Annotated in this window: 15 protein-coding genes and 1 CRISPR repeat array (1 of these 16 running past the window's edge); of the genes, 6 read left to right on the top strand and 9 right to left on the bottom strand. The window is 41.1% G+C overall.

The features are described from left to right. Positions 1-107: 107 nt before the first annotated feature. Both V6E90_RS19130 and V6E90_RS19125 read left to right on the top strand, forming a co-directional pair. The gene (locus V6E90_RS19130; protein ID WP_332606203.1) at positions 108-533 is read left to right on the top strand and encodes a hypothetical protein; all 426 of its coding nucleotides are present in this window, start codon (positions 108-110) and stop codon (positions 531-533) included. Beyond that, positions 533-2,221 (top strand): T6SS phospholipase effector Tle1-like catalytic domain-containing protein, encoded by a 1,689-nt coding sequence (locus V6E90_RS19125; protein ID WP_332606202.1) that lies wholly within the window; start codon positions 533-535, stop codon positions 2,219-2,221. Before V6E90_RS19130 ends, V6E90_RS19125 begins: the two co-directional genes overlap by 1 nt. A gap of 59 nt (positions 2,222-2,280) precedes the next feature. On the opposite strand, the gene V6E90_RS19120 is transcribed toward V6E90_RS19125, so the two are convergent. After that, on the bottom strand, positions 2,281-2,742 hold the full coding sequence (locus V6E90_RS19120) for a GFA family protein (RefSeq protein WP_332606201.1): 462 nt from the start codon (positions 2,740-2,742) through the stop codon (positions 2,281-2,283). Between the two features lie 29 nt (positions 2,743-2,771). Next, positions 2,772-3,401, bottom strand: a complete 630-nt coding sequence (locus V6E90_RS19115) for a TetR/AcrR family transcriptional regulator (protein ID WP_332606200.1) — start codon at positions 3,399-3,401, stop codon at positions 2,772-2,774. 110 nt (positions 3,402-3,511) lie between these two features. Between V6E90_RS19115 and V6E90_RS19110 the strand changes: the two genes are divergently transcribed. Continuing rightward, positions 3,512-3,979: a hotdog fold domain-containing protein gene (locus tag V6E90_RS19110; RefSeq protein WP_332606199.1), complete on the top strand. Its 468-nt coding sequence runs from the start codon at positions 3,512-3,514 to the stop codon at positions 3,977-3,979. 52 nt (positions 3,980-4,031) lie between these two features. Here the strand turns inward: V6E90_RS19110 and V6E90_RS19105 are convergent, their stop codons facing one another. Both V6E90_RS19105 and V6E90_RS19100 read right to left on the bottom strand, forming a co-directional pair. After that, on the bottom strand, positions 4,032-5,126 hold the full coding sequence (locus tag V6E90_RS19105; RefSeq protein ID WP_070076810.1) for a fatty acid desaturase family protein: 1,095 nt from the start codon (positions 5,124-5,126) through the stop codon (positions 4,032-4,034). Positions 5,127-5,140: 14 nt separating this feature from the next. After that, positions 5,141-6,208, bottom strand: a complete 1,068-nt coding sequence (locus tag V6E90_RS19100; RefSeq protein WP_332606198.1) for a ferredoxin reductase — start codon at positions 6,206-6,208, stop codon at positions 5,141-5,143. Positions 6,209-6,348: 140 nt separating this feature from the next. Here V6E90_RS19100 and fabR point away from each other — a divergent pair, with 140 nt between their 5' ends. The 3 genes from fabR (at position 6,349) to dps (ending at position 8,859) form a co-directional block, all read left to right on the top strand. Then, positions 6,349-7,044: an HTH-type transcriptional repressor FabR gene (gene fabR / locus V6E90_RS19095; protein ID WP_016541284.1), complete on the top strand. Its 696-nt coding sequence runs from the start codon at positions 6,349-6,351 to the stop codon at positions 7,042-7,044. 86 nt (positions 7,045-7,130) lie between these two features. Beyond that, positions 7,131-8,147 (top strand): AI-2E family transporter, encoded by a 1,017-nt coding sequence (locus V6E90_RS19090; protein ID WP_005323024.1) that lies wholly within the window; start codon positions 7,131-7,133, stop codon positions 8,145-8,147. 217 nt (positions 8,148-8,364) lie between these two features. Continuing rightward, on the top strand, positions 8,365-8,859 hold the full coding sequence (gene dps, locus V6E90_RS19085) for a DNA starvation/stationary phase protection protein Dps (protein WP_004801316.1): 495 nt from the start codon (positions 8,365-8,367) through the stop codon (positions 8,857-8,859). Between the two features lie 56 nt (positions 8,860-8,915). On the opposite strand, the gene rapA is transcribed toward dps, so the two are convergent. From rapA to thiE, 5 genes are all read right to left on the bottom strand, one after another. Beyond that, positions 8,916-11,753: an RNA polymerase-associated protein RapA gene (rapA, locus tag V6E90_RS19080; protein ID WP_332606197.1), complete on the bottom strand. Its 2,838-nt coding sequence runs from the start codon at positions 11,751-11,753 to the stop codon at positions 8,916-8,918. Between the two features lie 144 nt (positions 11,754-11,897). Further along, positions 11,898-12,542, bottom strand: coding sequence for an RluA family pseudouridine synthase (locus V6E90_RS19075; protein WP_332606196.1), 645 nt, complete (start codon positions 12,540-12,542; stop codon positions 11,898-11,900). 142 nt (positions 12,543-12,684) lie between these two features. Next, positions 12,685-13,101 (bottom strand): GlcG/HbpS family heme-binding protein, encoded by a 417-nt coding sequence (locus V6E90_RS19070; RefSeq protein ID WP_262757575.1) that lies wholly within the window; start codon positions 13,099-13,101, stop codon positions 12,685-12,687. Positions 13,102-13,457: 356 nt separating this feature from the next. Further along, complete coding sequence (gene hemL, locus V6E90_RS19065; protein ID WP_332606195.1) at positions 13,458-14,756, bottom strand: glutamate-1-semialdehyde 2,1-aminomutase; 1,299 nt, start codon at positions 14,754-14,756, stop codon at positions 13,458-13,460. A gap of 82 nt (positions 14,757-14,838) precedes the next feature. After that, positions 14,839-15,450 (bottom strand): thiamine phosphate synthase, encoded by a 612-nt coding sequence (gene thiE / locus V6E90_RS19060; protein ID WP_332606227.1) that lies wholly within the window; start codon positions 15,448-15,450, stop codon positions 14,839-14,841. Positions 15,451-15,793: 343 nt separating this feature from the next. Beyond that, a CRISPR array of direct repeats spans positions 15,794-17,540; the repeat unit is 28 nt; unit sequence TTTCTAAATGGCGTATGCCGCCATGAAC (it continues 1,882 nt past the right edge of the window).

The raw sequence follows: 17,540 nt of genomic DNA, 5'->3' as shown, positions 1-17,540 counted from the left end.
AATAGTTTTTACAATACAATCATAAAATGTCTTACAAAGTTATTTAACCCATATAAATTAAACATGTTTATATAGATTAAATATTTTAAAGAAAGTAAGGAATTACCATGAATCTAAAGAAGTTACTCCTCCTCCCTATCAGCTTATTTTTTAGTGCTGCAGGTTGTGCAGGTATTGGAGCAAATTCAACCTATCATTTAGGAACAACATCAGTTAATTACAATCCAACTTATAATACTTATGACGTCAAATTAAATAATCATATTATTGGTGGAGCCATTGGATCCATGAATACATCTGCCGTAAAAATTGGTTTACAAGACGTTACATGGAAAGATGCAAAAACTGGTGAATTACATAAAGCAAAAAATCAAGTTTTTTTGAATAAAAATGATGTTAAAGATAAAAAATACCTTGTTGTTCATTTATATCCTGATGATACAATTGAAATTATAACCTCTCTTAATTGGCCAGTCCCAACGGAGAAAGGATTAAAGTGGCGAGAAAAAATTAAAAATAATGGAGCTAAATAATGTTTACAAAAACAATAATAAAGAGAACAACAGAAACCAATAGTGATGTTTCCAATACACCGCCTACCGCAAAACAGGATTGTTCAGATGTAGTCCATATTTCAGTTTTTTTTGATGGTACTGGTAATAACAAAGATGCTGATGAAGAAAAAAAGAAATGGTCGAATCCCGCTAGGTTGTGGAAATCTGCTGATCAACATGCACAAGAAAGTGAGAGTAATGGGTGTAAATCAAATTATGCAATCTATATATCTGGTGTAGGCACACGTTTTAATGGTGAATTAAGTATTTTTGAAAAAGCGTATGCTTGGGCTAGAGATAACTCTATAACTGGAGGTGGAACAGGTGCTGGGGGAAGTCGACGTTTAGATTATGGTGAAGACCAACTGAATGATGCTTTAAAGCAAGTCATGATCATCAATGCGAAAAAAGCAGAAATAGACACGGCTAAATATGCCAACGAAAAAAAAGTGTATAGCTTTGCAGAGGTCGATAATAGTTTAAAGCAACATCGTCTCATTAAAAAAATCAATATTTCTACATTTGGTTTCTCTCGTGGTGCTGCTTTAGCACGCGCATTTACCAATCAATTTATGTGGCAATGTGAATCTGATTGCGATGGTTTAACCTACGGTACAGGGAAATATCCCATCGAATTTAAATTTATGGGAATTTTTGATACCGTGGCCTCATTTGGCTTACCTGCGACCAACTTAAATAATAATTTAACTTTTGAAGGTCGGGATATGGTCATTGATGAACGCGTCAAAATGTGTGTGCATCATGTTGCAGGAAATGAGCTACGCTTTGCCTTCCCTGTTGATTTAATTCATAAAGAAAATGGGCAAATTGCCAATTCAAACTGGAAAGAACTCGTTTACCCAGGCATGCATTCCGATGTGGGGGGGGGCTATACGCCTGGCAGTCAAAATGTAAATGATAACTTTGCCCGTATTCCACTGAAAGACATGCTGGAAGATGCTGTAAGTGCGGGTGTCCGAATGTTTGACTATGACCAATTAAAAGAAAAATACGGGGCATTATTTGCTGAACAGTTTGAAATTCAGAACGAAACACAGCGTCTGTATGATGCAGTCAAAGCACAAATGCCAGCGACAGGAAAAGTTCAAGATCAAATTATCACTTCAATGAAAGTCTATTATGCGGCGTATGGGGCTTTAGCGAAACAGAAAACTGCTTCTGTCAGTCAACAAGCGCGTAGTAATAATAAAATCCGTGAATTTATTCCTATTGGCCCTTCAGATATGGCCACTGAAATGGAACGATTAGACAAACTAAAAAAACTTACGGAATCAAATAAATCTGGGGGAATAAATATCTTTAGATTATTATCCCCAGTTTCCAAAGCCTATGAATATTACTTAGGAATTGCGGATTGGCAATTTCAAAGCTGGGAAAACGGCTCAACACCAGAGATCATGGACTTTTATCAAAACTATATACATGATTCTAAATATGGTTTTATCAGCAATGCCGAACCTTTTAGTTATTTCCGTCAAAGGACTGTTTACGAGTCCCGTCGTAGCGGAAAAGGTAAAGAGGTCGACCAAAAAACTGCTGAAGATAAAGCCGTATGTAGTGTGGTCAATCAAGAAGTTAAACAAGAGGAACTTTTTGATGCTTACCAACAAGCTCAGAAAGAACAGCAATTGTTGGTTGCCTCTTAAACTTCCTCACAATAATCTCCATAAACTAAAAAGCAGAAAACACCTGTTTTCTGCTTTTTTTATTGATTGATTTCAAAATAATGTGTCAGCTCAATGCTATTGGGTAACTCATCAAATTCAGTAAGTTTTTGATGCGTCTCAGCCCAACTGGTTTTGGAGTTTACGCAAAAATTTAACTCAAGCGCTGCAACAAAATCCTCCTGAACCAGTCCCAAAGGAATCCACATCACCTTTGGGTTGATCGTTAGCGCATTCGGTACAGGTGATCCGCATTGTTTACAGAAGCTACTATTAAAGCCCGTATCTTTGATATAAGTCTGAATCAATGATTGACCTTGCTGCCATTGAAAGGATTCTGTCTGCACAAAAGTTGCAGCATTCGATGCAGCGCCACTCTGCTTGCGACATAGGCTGCAATAACAACGATACATCATTTTGATGTTTGTCAGATGGAACTGAAAGCTGATCGCCCCACACAAACAAGCCCCTGTAAATTGTATCTTCTGATGGTTTGCTCTCATCAATAATGATCCTGATCGTTGTTATCTGATTAAGCTTGGCTCAAATGTTGTAATGAATCCCAAGCTGCTTGAGCCAAAGTCTCACGATACGCTTTGGGATTAGTCACGACTTTTTCAGAGAGCCAAGCGCGGCAATAACTTTCAGTTGCACCAATCACCAAAGACATCATTAGCTCTGTTGGCACTGATTTTAATAAACTGGCATCAGCATAGTTTGAAATATAGCCAATGATGTTTTGATTTCTCAGTTTATTTTTGTCATTTAAGACTTGTCGATATTCACCCTGCCGTACACTCAAGTGAGCAAATAATAGAAACTGCGCAAACTTGGGCTGATTAGAAACCCAGTCGATATAACTATAAATCAGCGCATAGAGTAGTTCTTTGAGTGATTTTGCTTCTTTTAAGTATTGGTCACGCAATTGTGCTTGATCATCCAACGCAGCAAACACCAGTGCTGCAATCACCCCTTCTTTATTCTTAAAATGATGATAAATCGCCCCCACGCTACTGTCAGATTTGTCACGAATCATTTCAATACTGGTGGTGTCCAAACCATATTCAAGAAAGCACGACAAAGCATCCAGCAAAATCTGTCGTTTTAATAAAGACCTGCGTTGTGGATATAAACGTTCTAATAATTGCTGAGCTGCCTGCATGCTTTCATCAAAATAACCAATAATCGGAACTATTGTGTATGACTTGACCACAGCTTGTAAACAGAATTATATTCTGTTTAAGAATTTAATTCCGTATTAGGACATTTAAAATGGCAAGCACTTTAGATTTATGGAATAAAGTATCGGCCTTACCTGCAGGTAAATGGACATTCACCCGAATGTTGTGCCTTAAAGCGCCGTATTTCAGCAGTATCTCTCCCTTATTTGAGGAGCTAAAACCCAATTCTTGCAAAATCAGTATCAAGAAAAAGCGGAGCGTGCTAAATCATATTGGTACGGTGCATGCGATCGCGATGTGCAATATGGCAGAACTTGCGGGTGGGACCATGACTGAAGTGACGGTACCCACAAGCCATCGCTGGATTCCCAAAGGCATGACGGTTGAATATTTAAAGAAGGCTGAAACCGATCTGATTGCGATTGCTAGCCCTGTTGATGAGCATTACGATTGGGACAAAGCTGGTGAATACTTGGTCAATGTTGATGTCGTGGATCAGCAGAATGAAAAAGTTTTCCATGCCACTATCACCATGTGGATTTCAAAAAAGAAGAAATAAAATAAAAAAGCCCTGAAGCAAATGCATTCAGGGCTTTTTTCAACCTTATGGCTTACTTTTTAAAAGGCAGTGCATATTTAAAAATACGCCCGACCACTTCACCAAACTGCTTCACAAAGCTGGCATTGTTATAATGCAACCCATATTTTTCACACACCGCCTGTACTTTCGGTGCAACTTGACGATAGCGACGCGCAGGAATATCAGGGAATAAATGATGCTCAATTTGATGGCTCAAATGCCCCGTTAAGATATGAAAGGCTTCTGAACCAGTCAGATTGGATGAACCACGGATCTGACGCATATACCAATGCCCACGGCTTTCATCTTGCAATACGGCTTTCGGGAATACTTCAACATCTTTGGTAAAGTGACCACAGAAAATAATACTGAAGGTCCAGACATTACGAATCCCATTCGCTACCAAGTTGCCAGTAAATACTGGAATCGCAGCAGGGCCAGCAATTAATGGAAAAAACACATAGTCCTTAAACATTTGCTTGAGGATTTTCTTTTGCGCAGGCTGCCATTCACGCTTGAATTGCGCCATGGTTTTACGCTTATACAGTACTTTACCTAATTCAAGGTTTTGCACTGCAACTCCCCATTGGAACAGCAGACTGAATGGCACGATATACATCGGCTGAATCAAAGTGAATTTCGACCAACGCTGTTCAGGGAACAAACGAAATACGCCATAACCGACATCATCATCCATACCTTTTACATTGGTATAGGTATGATGCTTATAGTTATGGGTTTGACGCCAGTTATCTGAGGTTCCGACTGTATCCCACTCATAGGTTTGACCATTGAACTTCGGATCATTCATCCAGTCATATTGACCATGCATAACATTATGACCCAACTCCATGTTTTCCATGATTTTGGCGAAACCAAGCAAGCCTGTCCCGAGCAACCAAGCTGGCGGAAACCAACCTAGAAACAAACAAGCGCGCCCAGCCAAACTGCTATATCGAATGGTGGAATAGACACGGCGGATATATTTGGCATCTTTCTCGCCTAAATCGTCTAATACTTCTTGTTTGATTTGATCCAGTTCACGAGCAAAAGCATCTAATTCTGCAGCAGTTAAATCACGATTTTTGGGATTTTTAAAAAATTCCATCTTAACAGGCATGTTCATAATCAATTACTCTCTTATAGATCAATCACAAGATCAGACTGGGCTGAATTGACACAAATTTTTAATAGCTGTGTTGGTTCATTATTGGCAGCACCATTCAATAAATTTTTGGTTGCGCCTTGTGCTTTATTACAGGCACATTTATTACAAATCCCCATACGGCAACCATGATTTGGCTTGATGCCTTGATGTTCTAAGCTAGACAGAATCGATTGGCCTTTAGGAATGGCAATGGTTTTATTCGACTGCGTCAACGTAACATTCACAAAGCCCGTATCTGTGGCATCCACATCAAATTGACTCAAGCTAAAAGCTTCAGTTTGTAAGGCTGCAGCCTGTTGAAATAGGCTTTCTGCTGTTGCCGCAAAACCAGATGGTCCGCAAGCATAGACTGTGGTTTCAGCTAAACCACTGATTTGATCAACATGGCTTTGATTTAAACGTTGATCTTGTTCTTGGGTATAAAAAATTTGATAACTAAAGTTTGAAAAATTTTCAGATACTTCTTTCAGATATTCTGCATAAGCTGCATCTGCATGGGTTTTCACCCAATACATCAACTGGACGGATGTTGTATTCAATTGTTTTGACTGACATAACGCTTCAATCAAACTTAGCATTGGTGTGATACCACTCCCCGCTGCCAACAATACTAAATGAGGAGTCGCAACGGTCTGCTGCATCTCACCATAAGGTTGGCCCAAACGTAAGATATCCCCAGTCTGGCTGTCTTCAACCAACCACGAACTGACTAGGCCTTGATCCACTTTTTTCACGGTTAAACAGAGATGATCGGCATCCACCTGCATCAAGCTATAAGTACGCTCATAGTGGCGACCTGCAATATCGACCGTCACAGGGTGATGCTGCCCAGCAACACCACGAGCAACATGTCGGTTGCATTGCAGAATAAGGCTGACGGTGTCTTTTGCCACGATTTGTTTTTTTACGATTTTGGCTAGAGACTGATTAATGGACCACAATGGATTGATTTTCTGTAACCAAAAATTGGCGTCATGGCTGTTCATCACACTGTGAGCCAACGAATTAAATAGAGAATTTCTCTTTTCAATTGCTTGCATGAGCAGGTTTACTCTGGTTGTTTGCTAATTATTATACATATGTATATATATTTGTATATACACTCGTATAAGAATTTACATTTCACAAGTCCACAGACAATCGTTATAATCCCGAGTAGCTTACTTATATATTGAAAACAATGGTTCATTCTTCTTTTTTACCACTCGGCCATGACAACTTAAACGAACAAGATGTCATTCCTATGAAAACTCCTGTGCGCTCAGTAGGTAGAAAAGCAACCATTACCAAAGAAGAGTTGTTTCAAGCCACGCTCAATTTGATTGGCCCACAAAAAAGTATCGCCTCACTCAGCTTACGTGAGATTGCACGCGAAGCAGGTATTGCACCAAATAGTTTCTATCGTCATTTTAAAGACATTGATGAACTGGCAATTGCCTTGATTGATCAATCTGGCTTGGTACTACGCCGTATTATTCGTGAAGCGCGTTTACAGGCTTCAAAGCAGCAAAGCATTATCCGTAGTTCGGTTGAAGTGTTTATTCAACAATTGAATACCGACGAAGGCAATCTGAGTTTGTTATTACGCGAAGGCTACACGGGTTCTACTTCTTATAAAGCAGCGGTTGACCGTCAACTCAACTTCTTTCAGCAAGAGCTGCAAGAAGACCTAATTCGTTTAGAACGTTTGAATAACAGTAAGCTCAGTCATGCTGATCTTGCAGCCAAAGCTATTACGCAATTGGTGTTCAACATGGGTGCAAAAGTGCTGGATCTGCCTGCGGAACAACGTACTGAAGTAGCAGAACAAACCATGGTCATGATTCGTATGATTCTAGAAGGCGCGCGTCATATCAATGAAATGGAAATTGATTAATTGATCGCAGCACAATAGGATAGATGTCATCAAAATCATATGTTTGTTCTTTAACATAACAACAACTTAAACTAGGCATCTAGAGCATGAATCTACTCAGTGACCGTCAAAGTATCATCGCCAGCTTTATCCTGATGGCTTTGTTTTTAATGATGGTCATTCCCCTGCATTTACTTCCGAGTTTTTTTGCAGGTTTTCTGGTCTTTGAAATTATTAACAGTTTAAGTTCAATTGTTGAAAAACATATTGATGGTCAACGCGCACGTATCTTTATCAGTATTATCCTGGGTATTTTAACCACCTTCCTGATTGGCTTTTTTATTACCAGTTTAATTAGCTTTGTGATCTATGATTTAAAAGGGACTGGACTGAATTCCTTTAACTTTAAGATCGATCAAACACTAATTAAATTCCAAGAGGAAATGAGTCATTACCTGCCAGGTTATTTGCCGCATAGCGTGGCGGATATCAAGAATCAGATTCTGTCTTTTATCAAAAATAATATTTCGATCGTCAAAAATACAGGGACCGATATTCTGCATAATCTGGCGACAATGGTGATTGGTCTGATTGTCGGGATTTTGGTGTCGATCCAGAATTTTAAACAACATGCGCCACAACCTGCATTTAAAGCGGCTGTGCTGCATCGTATTCAAAAGCTTTCCGTTTCTTTTAAAAATGTGGTCTTTGCTCAAGTGAAAATTTCACTGATCAATACCGTATTATTTATGATCTTTGTCTTTATCGTTCTGCCAATCTTCAATATCCATTTACCTTTTGCCAAAACACTGACCATTCTGACCTTTATTTTTGGTCTACTGCCGATTATTGGCAATTTGATTTCAAATACCTTGATCATTATGGCGGGTTTGACCATTTCCCTGTCCGTGGCGGCCATCGCATTGGCCTATCTGGTGATCATTCATAAGCTGGAATATTTCGTCAATGCTAAAATCATTGGTACCAAAATCAATGCCAGTGCATGGGAAGTGTTATTGGCGATGCTGATTTTTGAGTCGATTTTTGGACTTAGCGGTCTGATTGTTGCGCCGATTTTCTATGCTTATATCAAACTGGAATGTAAAGATGCAGGGCTGATTTAAGCCTTTTTTTAACAATTCTAAAAGAAGTCTAACAGATGGAAGCATCATTCCATCTGAATCAAAACCAATAAAATCAAAAACAAAATTGATGATAAGTAAACTTACAAAAGCCTAGACAACGAAAACACTCAAGCCTCGATTCAAGCGATAAGCTAGTCATGAAATGAATGGTTTTTATTCACGATGTTTCATCACATTATAATTGAATGAGGTAACTATGAATTCTTCAACAGCGAAAGCTTTAAAAGTATATACACGTAATAATTTAGATGACTCAATTAAAGAGTCCACGGTAAAAATTTTAAATCAAATCCTTGCCAACCTGATTGACCTGTCCTTATTGACCAAGCAGGCGCATTGGAACATGCGGGGTAGCAACTTTATTGCAGTACATGAAATGTTAGATACCTTCCGTACTTCGCTCATCACCCATTTAGACAACGTCGCAGAGCGTGCGGTACAGATCGGTGGAACCGCATTAGGAACAACACAAACAGTTGCAGAAACCTCACACCTCAAGCCGTACCCTGTTGCCATTCACGCGGTACAAGACCATCTTAAAGAATTGGCGGATCGTTATGGTGTGGTCGCCAACCATCTACGCGATACCATTGACGAAATTCAAGACCCAATTTCTGAAGATATTATCCATGCAGCACTCGAGGATCTAGATCAGTACTTATGGTTCTTGGAAGCCAATATTGATCACTAAATCCATAGACATAAAAAAGAGGACCTTTGTTGTCCTCTTTTTTATTGTCGTTTCAATTAAGGCTTAACCACAACCAACACTTGAATCGCTTCTGGTGTCACAGACAGACCATCTAACAGACCTAAGCCTTCTTTCTGGAATTTCTGTAGCCGCTCAATTTCATCTTGGCGAATACTTGGGTTAAATTGTTTGAGATAGCTTAAACGGTCAATTTCATACTGCCATTTACCACTGTAGTGCTCTTTAGCCTGTTGCATTAATTCAGGCAATGATCCCTTCGCAATCTCTAAAGCTTGCGCATAGCGTGACTCAATCACTTCACGGCGTGCTTTCACCACTTGACGGCAACTATTACCATCTAGATGATGCAGGTACGGACGTAAAATACTTGGGTCGATCTTGGCAGACAAGTCCTGACCATTTTCACTGAGCAATACGCGAATCAATTGCTTCGGTAAGCTTGATGGCAAGTTCAATGCCTTCGGTGCAACCACATCAACCTTAAACCACACTTCCAACAAGACTGAACCTTGTTTTAGTGCATTCGATTTCAATAAGGCCACATTGGTACTACCGAATGATTGTGTGCGGATCATTTCCATCACACTTTCAATAAACGGATGTTCCAAAGTCAAATATTGCGCATCTTCACGAATTTGTGCCTGATCACGATAGAAGGTCGCCGTCATGCCCTCTTCATCCAAGCTAATGCCTTGAACTTGCATCTGATCAGTCGGCTTGATGATCACCGTACCATTGCTTTGCTCATCAAAGTCAATATTGGTGGATGACATGAAACGCTTCACAAACATTGGCAAAGTGGTGTTGTCATCATAATCTTCAAGCGCTTGTACAATGCCTTGCGCAACCACTGGACGACACGAGTTGTACTCAAGCAAACGGTCACGACCTGCCTGTAACTCAGCTTCCAAGGCTTGGCGCTGTACATTAACTTCTTCAAGTAGATCTTCAAACGTCTGACCTTGATCGGCCAATAAACAATCTTTTAATTCAACAATAAAATTCTCTTGTAGCGTTTGCGCCGTCGGAGAAATACTGCTGAAAATATTGAGTGCTTCGTTGTACCAACGGAACATACGTTCTTGTGCTGTGCCCATCAAATACGGCACATGAATTTGAATACGATTTTCCTGACCAATACGGTCCAGACGGCCAATTCGTTGTTCCAATACATCAGGGTTTGCAGGCAGATCAAATAAGATCAAATCACTGGCAAACTGGAAGTTACGCCCTTCCGAACCAATTTCTGAACACAATAGGATTTGAGCGCCATAACTATCTTCCGCAAAATATGCTGCAGCTTGGTCACGCTCTAATAAACTCATGCCCTCATGGAACATTGCGGTACGAATACCCGCATGTAAACGCAGAACATTTTCCAATGCTTCTACCACTGGCCCGCTGCGTGCAATCAACAACACTTTTTTGTGTTTTAAATCTTTGCGCAGCACTTCCATCAACCAAGGCACACGCGGATCATTTTCCATCCATGCGCCATCGAGTTGACCTTCTTCTGGCCACATTTGCTCACGCATTTTGCCATCAAATGACCAATCTTCTGGTGCTGGTAAAGGTGCTGGCTGACAATCACGACCTGGGAAGCCTTGAATCGCTTCACGGGTGTTACGGAACAAGATACGACCTGTACCATGACGGTCTAATAATTCATGAATCGCACGCATACGCTGTTCAGGCTGATCATCAATACGATGACCCAATAAGCCGTCCAATGCAGCAAGATGCTCTTCTGTTAATGCTTGATCTGACATCAACACTTCTGCAATTTTTGCAGTGTGTTGATATTGCTCTTCTTCATCAAGGAAACGGTCTAGACTGCTAAAACGCTGTGGATCAAGCAAACGAAGACGGGCAAAATGACTTTCAACGCCTAATTGCTCAGGTGTTGCGGTGAGCAGTAATACCCCAGCAGTTTGTTCAGCGAGTTCTTCAACCAGATCATAACGATCATTACCGCCTTCTTCTTCACTCCACATCAAATGATGGGCTTCATCGACCACCAATAGATCAAAACCTGCTTCCATGGCTTGTTCACGTAAATCATCGTGGTCAACCATCAAATCGACGCTGGCAATAATGCATTGCTCAGTCAGGAATGGATTCAGGTCAGGATCATGTTCTTTGATCGAAGCGGTACGGGTTAAGTCGAACAGGGAGAATTGCAAATTGAAACGGCGACGCATTTCAATCATCCACTGATATTGCAATGAATCAGGGACTAAAATCAGGATACGTTCTGAACGCCCTGTTTTTAGTTGTTGGTGAATGATCAAACCTGCTTCAATGGTTTTACCCAAGCCAACTTCATCGGCCAATAAAACACGTGGCGCAAAACGCTTACCCACTTCATGCGCGATATAAAGCTGATGTGGAATCAAGCCTACACGCGCACCGAGAAAACCACGTAAAGGACTGGTGTGCATTTGTGCTTGCAACAGCATCGCTTCAATACGAAGGTCATACCACTCTTTATAATCAACTTGGCTGGCTAACAGACGCTCTAAAGGTTTCGACAGCTGAATCTGCGCACCGATACGGGTTTCGTTCAGTGACTTACGTTCTTGTTCGCCATTTTCAAGGCTACGAACCACATCGTAACGCAGTACGCCATGACGATCTTCAATCGACTCAACAGTCCACTTGATGCCTTCTTGGTCTTGGACTTCATCATTAACGTTAAAGATGATGCGAGATAAAGGCGCATTGTTACGTGCATAGACACGAGTTTCATCACTTTTAGGGAATAAAATGCTGATAGAACGTTCATCTACATCAATAAGAACCCCTAAACCGAGTTCAGTTTCAGTATCTGATAACCAACGTTGACCAATAGCAAACTGCTGCAATTTTTCCACCTTTATCTCAAGTTAGCCTACATATTTTATGCCCTGACCCAAATAAAAGTTAAGGCATTTTATGTAGTTTTCAACGATGTATTTTGACACAAAGCGTAATCAAATAGCGTGCATCACATCGTGTTTCATAAAAAAGTTTTTAGACTAAAACGGTACTGCACAATCAAAGCTGAGTTGTGCACCTGTCTTAGGATGAGTGAAGCTTAACTGCGTGGCATGTAAGCACAAACGCGGATAAAGCTGTTGTTGTTCGGGTGTGGCATATAAGGTATCACCCAGAATCGGATGACCTAAATATTGCATATGCACACGAAGCTGATGTGAACGCCCTGTAATCGGAATAAGTTTAACTCGAGTTACAGCTTGCCCTTGAATTTCTAAATGTTCGATGGCTTGCCATTCGGTTAATGCCGGCTTGTGATAGGAAGCATCAACAATATGCAATGGCGGGCGGCTTGGATCATAAATCACAGGAATATCGACTGTGCCCTGACCTTCTAAATGGCCAGCAACCAAAGCTTGATAAATTTTTGAGGTTTGACGATCTTGAAATTGGCGCGAAATATTGCTCTGTCCGAATTTGGATAAACCAAACACCAAGATGCCAGAAGTATCGCGATCTAAACGATGAATCAGTAAAGTTTTTGGTTCTAATTCTAATAAACGATTGATTAAACAATCTTGTAAATCAGGTGTTTTCCCCGGCACAGTGAGTAAGCCTGCAGGTTTATGGATGACCATAAAATCTTCATCACGATGAATCAAATGTTCACTTAGAAAATCATTCAAGGTAGCCTTCCAACGACTGGATGAAAACAAGCGGGCAATCATAAAAAGCTTAGCGCTGAATTACAATGCATGACACGTATTTTTACTATTTTTTTTCGTGTTTCTCTCGATATTTCATCCAGAATCGGATTTAAAAGATGTTTTAGGCTTGTTGCTCTAGAAAATGTTGAATTGCATGTTGGGCAATTTCTGCATCTTGAAATGATTGCACGCCTGAAACCCCAACAGCCCCAACAACCTGCCCTTGATAGACAATCGGCTCACCACCTTCTAACATGCCTTTTGCTGCATTGATCGTTAAAAAGCCAATTTTTCCATCACGGATCATATCTTCTGATGCCTTGGTGGCTCTTCGGCTGACTGCGGCAGAATGTGCTTTTTCTTGGCAAATCTGTGTCGATAATACCGATGCACCATCCATACGCTTCATTATCAACAGCGTTCCACCATCATCGACAACTGCCACGCTGACATTAAAGCTGTGTGCAGTTGCATACTGCAAGGCTGCATCAACCAAAATTTCCACATCTGCGGCAGTTAAATAATGTTTAGTTTTCATCTTTTTTACTCCATTCCTATGAGTTTCTTATCAAAAGTTTGTCTAGCATACAATCTCTAGCAACGCCATACACAGCTAGCATCAGCCACAACGTTCGCCCTTGAGAACAACCGAAGACAAACGCAAAGATAGTGGATTATTCAATCATATTTAACCTGATAATACAGTAAAGATTATTTATCTTTACTGCTATTCAGAGCTTAGATAGAGCCTACAAATACATGAGAACGTAGTGAGCGTTCATGACGATCCACCCTTATTGTTTAATCAGTTAAGGGCGACCTGTTTTGAGAACTACCGAAACCATCGCCATAAAAAAAGCCCGAATAAATCGGGCTTTTTTGTGCATCACAGCGTTATTTCATTTCAGCAAAGGTTTCTTTTGCTGCCTGAATGGTCTCTGCAATATCTTGATCAGAATGCATCGATGAAATAAATCCTGCTTCAAATGCCGATGGTGCAAGATAAACACCACGCTTTAGCATGCCGTGGAAGAATTTCTTAAATGCTTCAACATCACAGGCCAACATTGAATCAAAACTGGTGATGTCTTCTTGATCGGTAAAGTACAAACCAAACATACCGCCAACTTGCTGGGTTTTAAATGGAATACCCGCTTCGTCTGCCGCAGCCTGTAAACCTGCAAGCAATTTGGCTAACTGTGCTGCAAGCTTGTCATAAAATTCAGGCTCACGAAGATGCTTGAACATCGCAATACCAGCACGCATTGCCAATGGATTCCCGGACAATGTACCTGCTTGATAAACACCGCCTAAAGGCGCGATGCATTCCATGATTTCACGTTTACCGCCAAAAGCACCAACAGGTAAGCCAGCACCAATGATTTTACCCAAAGTGGTCAAGTCAGGTTTAACGTTATAGACCGATTGTGCGCCACCTAAAGCAACACGGAAACCTGTCATCACTTCATCAATGATAAATACTGATTTGTATTCATCACAGACATCACGAATCGCTTGCAAGAAACCATCAATTGGCGTTACCAGATTCATATTGCCTGCAACAGGCTCAATGATGACACCCGCAATCTCATGACCAAATTTGCTAAAGCATTCTTTCAGCGCTTCAATATTGTTATACGGTAGCGTTAAGGTATGTTTGGCAAAATCTGCTGGTACACCTTTTGAGGTTGGCTCGCCCTCACCTAAAGTCAGCAAACCAGAACCCGCTTTGACCAAGAGTGAATCTGAATGACCGTGGTAACAGCCTTCAAATTTTACAATCTTGTCACGGCCTGTATATCCACGTGCCAAACGAATCGCAGTCATGGTCGCTTCTGTGCCTGAGCTGGTCATACGGACCAATTCAATGGATGGCATAATTTCGCAAATCGTATCTGCCAGTGTAGTTTCGTGCACGGTTGGTGCACCAAAACTTAGGCCATCTTCTGCTGCGGTTTGTACCGCTTGAATAATATCTGGATGCGCATGACCTAAAATCATTGGTCCCCATGAGCCGACATAGTCCACGTAACGCTTACCATCGACATCCCACAAATACGCACCTTTGGCCTTTTCAATAAAGACAGGCGTACCACCAACACCGTTAAATGCACGTACCGGTGAATTTACGCCACCTGGAATATGTTTACTTGCTTGTTTAAATAGCTGTTCTTGCTTTGGAGATAAACTCATAAAAGACTCAACCTAGAATCGAGGACGAGGAACGTTGTGGTTCCGAGAAACAATAAAAGTTCCGCAAAGCGGATGCATCTAATTAGTCAAATAACGTTGCCCATGCATGTACACGAGCAGGAATTTCGGCTGTTGATCGCCCTAATATATCACTAATTACCGCGCAAAGGCTTGCCCCAGCCTCAATCACGACTTGAGAATTTTCCACAGTCAGACCACCAATGGCACAAATCGGCACAGCAAATTTTTGTTTCGCCTGTTTAATGACTTCGATACCTACATTGCCCGCTTCAGGTTTGGTTGAGGTCGCATAAACCGCACCAAAGGCCACATAAGTTGCACCGTCAGCAATCGCCTTCTCCGCCAGCTCTAATGAGTTTAAGCAAGTCCGACCAATAATTACACCTTGTGCTAAACGTGTGGCAGCATCACTTATTTCACCATCAGATTGCCCAAGATGTACACCTAGACCAAATTGTTCAGCCAAAGCCAAATCATCATTAATCACAAACGGGACTTGATGCTTTTCACAAAGTGCTTTGATCTGCTCTACTTCACTTGGCTGATCTGCTTTTGCCACTTTCTTACGACGGTATTGCAGAATGGCAATCTGCCCTGTCGCTAATGCAACGTCTAATTTTTCTAATAATAGTTGGATTGGATCGTCATTGGTAATGAGATAAAGACCGCGCATGAACGTTTCACTATTCACTATAATTACATTAGCTTCAGAGTATATTCTCTTAGTGAAAATTTAAAGATAGGGAGTGTATAAGTTCTTATTAATTAACCTATCTACTCTTTGCCTCACAAATAAATAGCGTATGCCGCCATGAACTTTCAGTTGAGATCACAGGAAGTAATACGACTTTTCTAAATGGCGTATGCCGCCATGAATGACGAAGTTAAAGCCCTTGTTGCAGATCATGATTTCTAAATGGCGTATACCACCATGAACACTACGCCTTTGGACTCCTTCGCACAGCTACGTTTCTACGCCATGAGCCGCTACGTGGCGTGTTTGGATTTACCTTTTTATTTCTAAATGGCGTATACCGCCATGAACATCATCACTGCTCACATTCAAAAAAATAAAATTTTCTAAATGGCGTATGCCGCCATGAACTTGATTCTTATGACCTGACGCACCCACAAGCATTTCTAAATGGCGTATACCGCCATGAACGCTTTCTTCTGGTTTGTATTTAATCGCTTTGATTTCTAAATGGCGTATACCGCCATGAACGTGATACTACGTTCTCGATCACTGAGCAGCAATTTCTAAATGGCGTATACCGCCATGAACATGTGACCGTTTCTTATGGTTTTCTTTTCGCTTTTCTAAATGGCGTATACCGCCATGAACCATAGCTACCTCGTTACCATCCCGCACATCACTTTCTAAATGGCGTATACCGCCATGAACTTAAAAATAGAATCGTGATCTGTAAGTTTCATTTTCTAAATGGCGTATACCGCCATGAACTTTGATAGTTTTCGGGCAATTGCGCTTCATAATTTCTAAATGGCGTATACCGCCATGAACGTTTTATTCATAACCACGTATTAAGCCTTGTATTTCTAAATGGCGTATACCGCCATGAACCAATTGGCATCGTCTGCTTTTTGTTATCAATCTTTCTAAATGGCGTATACCGCCATGAACTCAAAAGGGTTAAAAATAACGTCCCCTTTTCTTTTCTAAATGGCGTATGCCGCCATGAACTCAGTATTAATTTACGGCCATATTTAAGAAATTTTCTAAATGGCGTATGCCGCCATGAACTTGCTCTTACGCCTTCGGGTGTGGATGTTGGGTTTCTAAATGGCGTATGCCGCCATGAACTCAGATTCAAAGGTGGACATAAAAATATCACTTTTCTAAATGGCGTATGCCGCCATGAACAATGGGTCTTGAGACTCTTGGCGACCATTTATTTTCTAAATGGCGTATGCCGCCATGAACACACAATCAATTCACCAGCTACGACGCCACTATTTCTAAATGGCGTATGCCGCCATGAACTACAGCCGGCACGCGTCTAGAATTTGGGTTGCTTTCTAAATGGCGTATGCCGCCATGAACACGGCAAGCAAATCTGTGTTAAGTCTGGCTCTTTTCTAAATGGCGTATGCCGCCATGAACAAGAAGCGACACGGGCAACCAGTGAAGGCGTATTTCTAAATGGCGTATGCCGCCATGAACTGCCCGTGATATCCGTGTAAACCTTACGCTCATTTCTAAATGGCGTATGCCGCCATGAACAAAGCACTGTTCACGTTCAGAGATCTGATCAATTTCTAAATGGCGTATGCCGCCATGAACTTTTAGGTGTTACTGATGAATGGCTGCTTACTTTTCTAAATGGCGTATGCCGCCATGAACGGCTGATATGCACAGTTGTATCAAGCCTTGCATTTCTAAATGGCGTATGCCGCCATGAACGTTTTGCACTTGAAATACACCTTTAAATCAGATTTCTAAATGGCGTATGCCGCCATGAACTTTTTGCGCCAAGTTCACTGGTTCTGGAGAGATTTCTAAATGGCGTATGCCGCCATGAACGCAGGTGCAGGTCGTGTGGCTACTGGAACAAATTTCTGAATGGCGTATGCCGCCATGAACGAAGAATCAACAGCTGCGGCAAGTGAGTCATTTTTCTAAATGGCGTATGCCGCCATGAACTGTTTGCGATTCATACACAGCATTTTTTGCTTTTTCTAAATGGCGTATGCCGCCATGAACGACATTCAGGAATTGACCATCAAAATCATCATTTTCTA

The organism is Acinetobacter sp. ESBL14 (assembly GCF_036668815.1).
In the GTDB taxonomy this organism is placed as follows: Bacteria; Pseudomonadota; Gammaproteobacteria; order Pseudomonadales; family Moraxellaceae; genus Acinetobacter; species Acinetobacter gyllenbergii.
This window is presented reverse-complemented; position numbering and strand designations above follow the sequence as displayed.

Excerpts from the sequence above, each read along its gene's own strand:
- V6E90_RS19125 (WP_332606202.1), top strand. The coding sequence starts at position 533 with ATGTTTACAAAAACAATAATAAAGAGAACAACAGAAACCAATAGTGAT.
- V6E90_RS19100 (WP_332606198.1), bottom strand. The coding sequence starts at position 6,208 with ATGCAAGCAATTGAAAAGAGAAATTCTCTATTTAATTCGTTGGCTCAC.
- V6E90_RS19110 (WP_332606199.1), top strand. The coding sequence starts at position 3,512 with ATGGCAAGCACTTTAGATTTATGGAATAAAGTATCGGCCTTACCTGCA.
- hemL (WP_332606195.1), bottom strand. The coding sequence starts at position 14,756 with ATGAGTTTATCTCCAAAGCAAGAACAGCTATTTAAACAAGCAAGTAAA.
- fabR (WP_016541284.1), top strand. The coding sequence starts at position 6,349 with ATGGTTCATTCTTCTTTTTTACCACTCGGCCATGACAACTTAAACGAA.
- V6E90_RS19115 (WP_332606200.1), bottom strand. The coding sequence starts at position 3,401 with ATGCAGGCAGCTCAGCAATTATTAGAACGTTTATATCCACAACGCAGG.
- thiE (WP_332606227.1), bottom strand. The coding sequence starts at position 15,450 with ATGCGCGGTCTTTATCTCATTACCAATGACGATCCAATCCAACTATTA.
- V6E90_RS19120 (WP_332606201.1), bottom strand. The coding sequence starts at position 2,742 with ATGAGAGCAAACCATCAGAAGATACAATTTACAGGGGCTTGTTTGTGT.
- V6E90_RS19090 (WP_005323024.1), top strand. The coding sequence starts at position 7,131 with ATGAATCTACTCAGTGACCGTCAAAGTATCATCGCCAGCTTTATCCTG.
- dps (WP_004801316.1), top strand. The coding sequence starts at position 8,365 with ATGAATTCTTCAACAGCGAAAGCTTTAAAAGTATATACACGTAATAAT.
- V6E90_RS19105 (WP_070076810.1), bottom strand. The coding sequence starts at position 5,126 with ATGAACATGCCTGTTAAGATGGAATTTTTTAAAAATCCCAAAAATCGT.
- V6E90_RS19130 (WP_332606203.1), top strand. The coding sequence starts at position 108 with ATGAATCTAAAGAAGTTACTCCTCCTCCCTATCAGCTTATTTTTTAGT.
- V6E90_RS19070 (WP_262757575.1), bottom strand. The coding sequence starts at position 13,101 with ATGAAAACTAAACATTATTTAACTGCCGCAGATGTGGAAATTTTGGTT.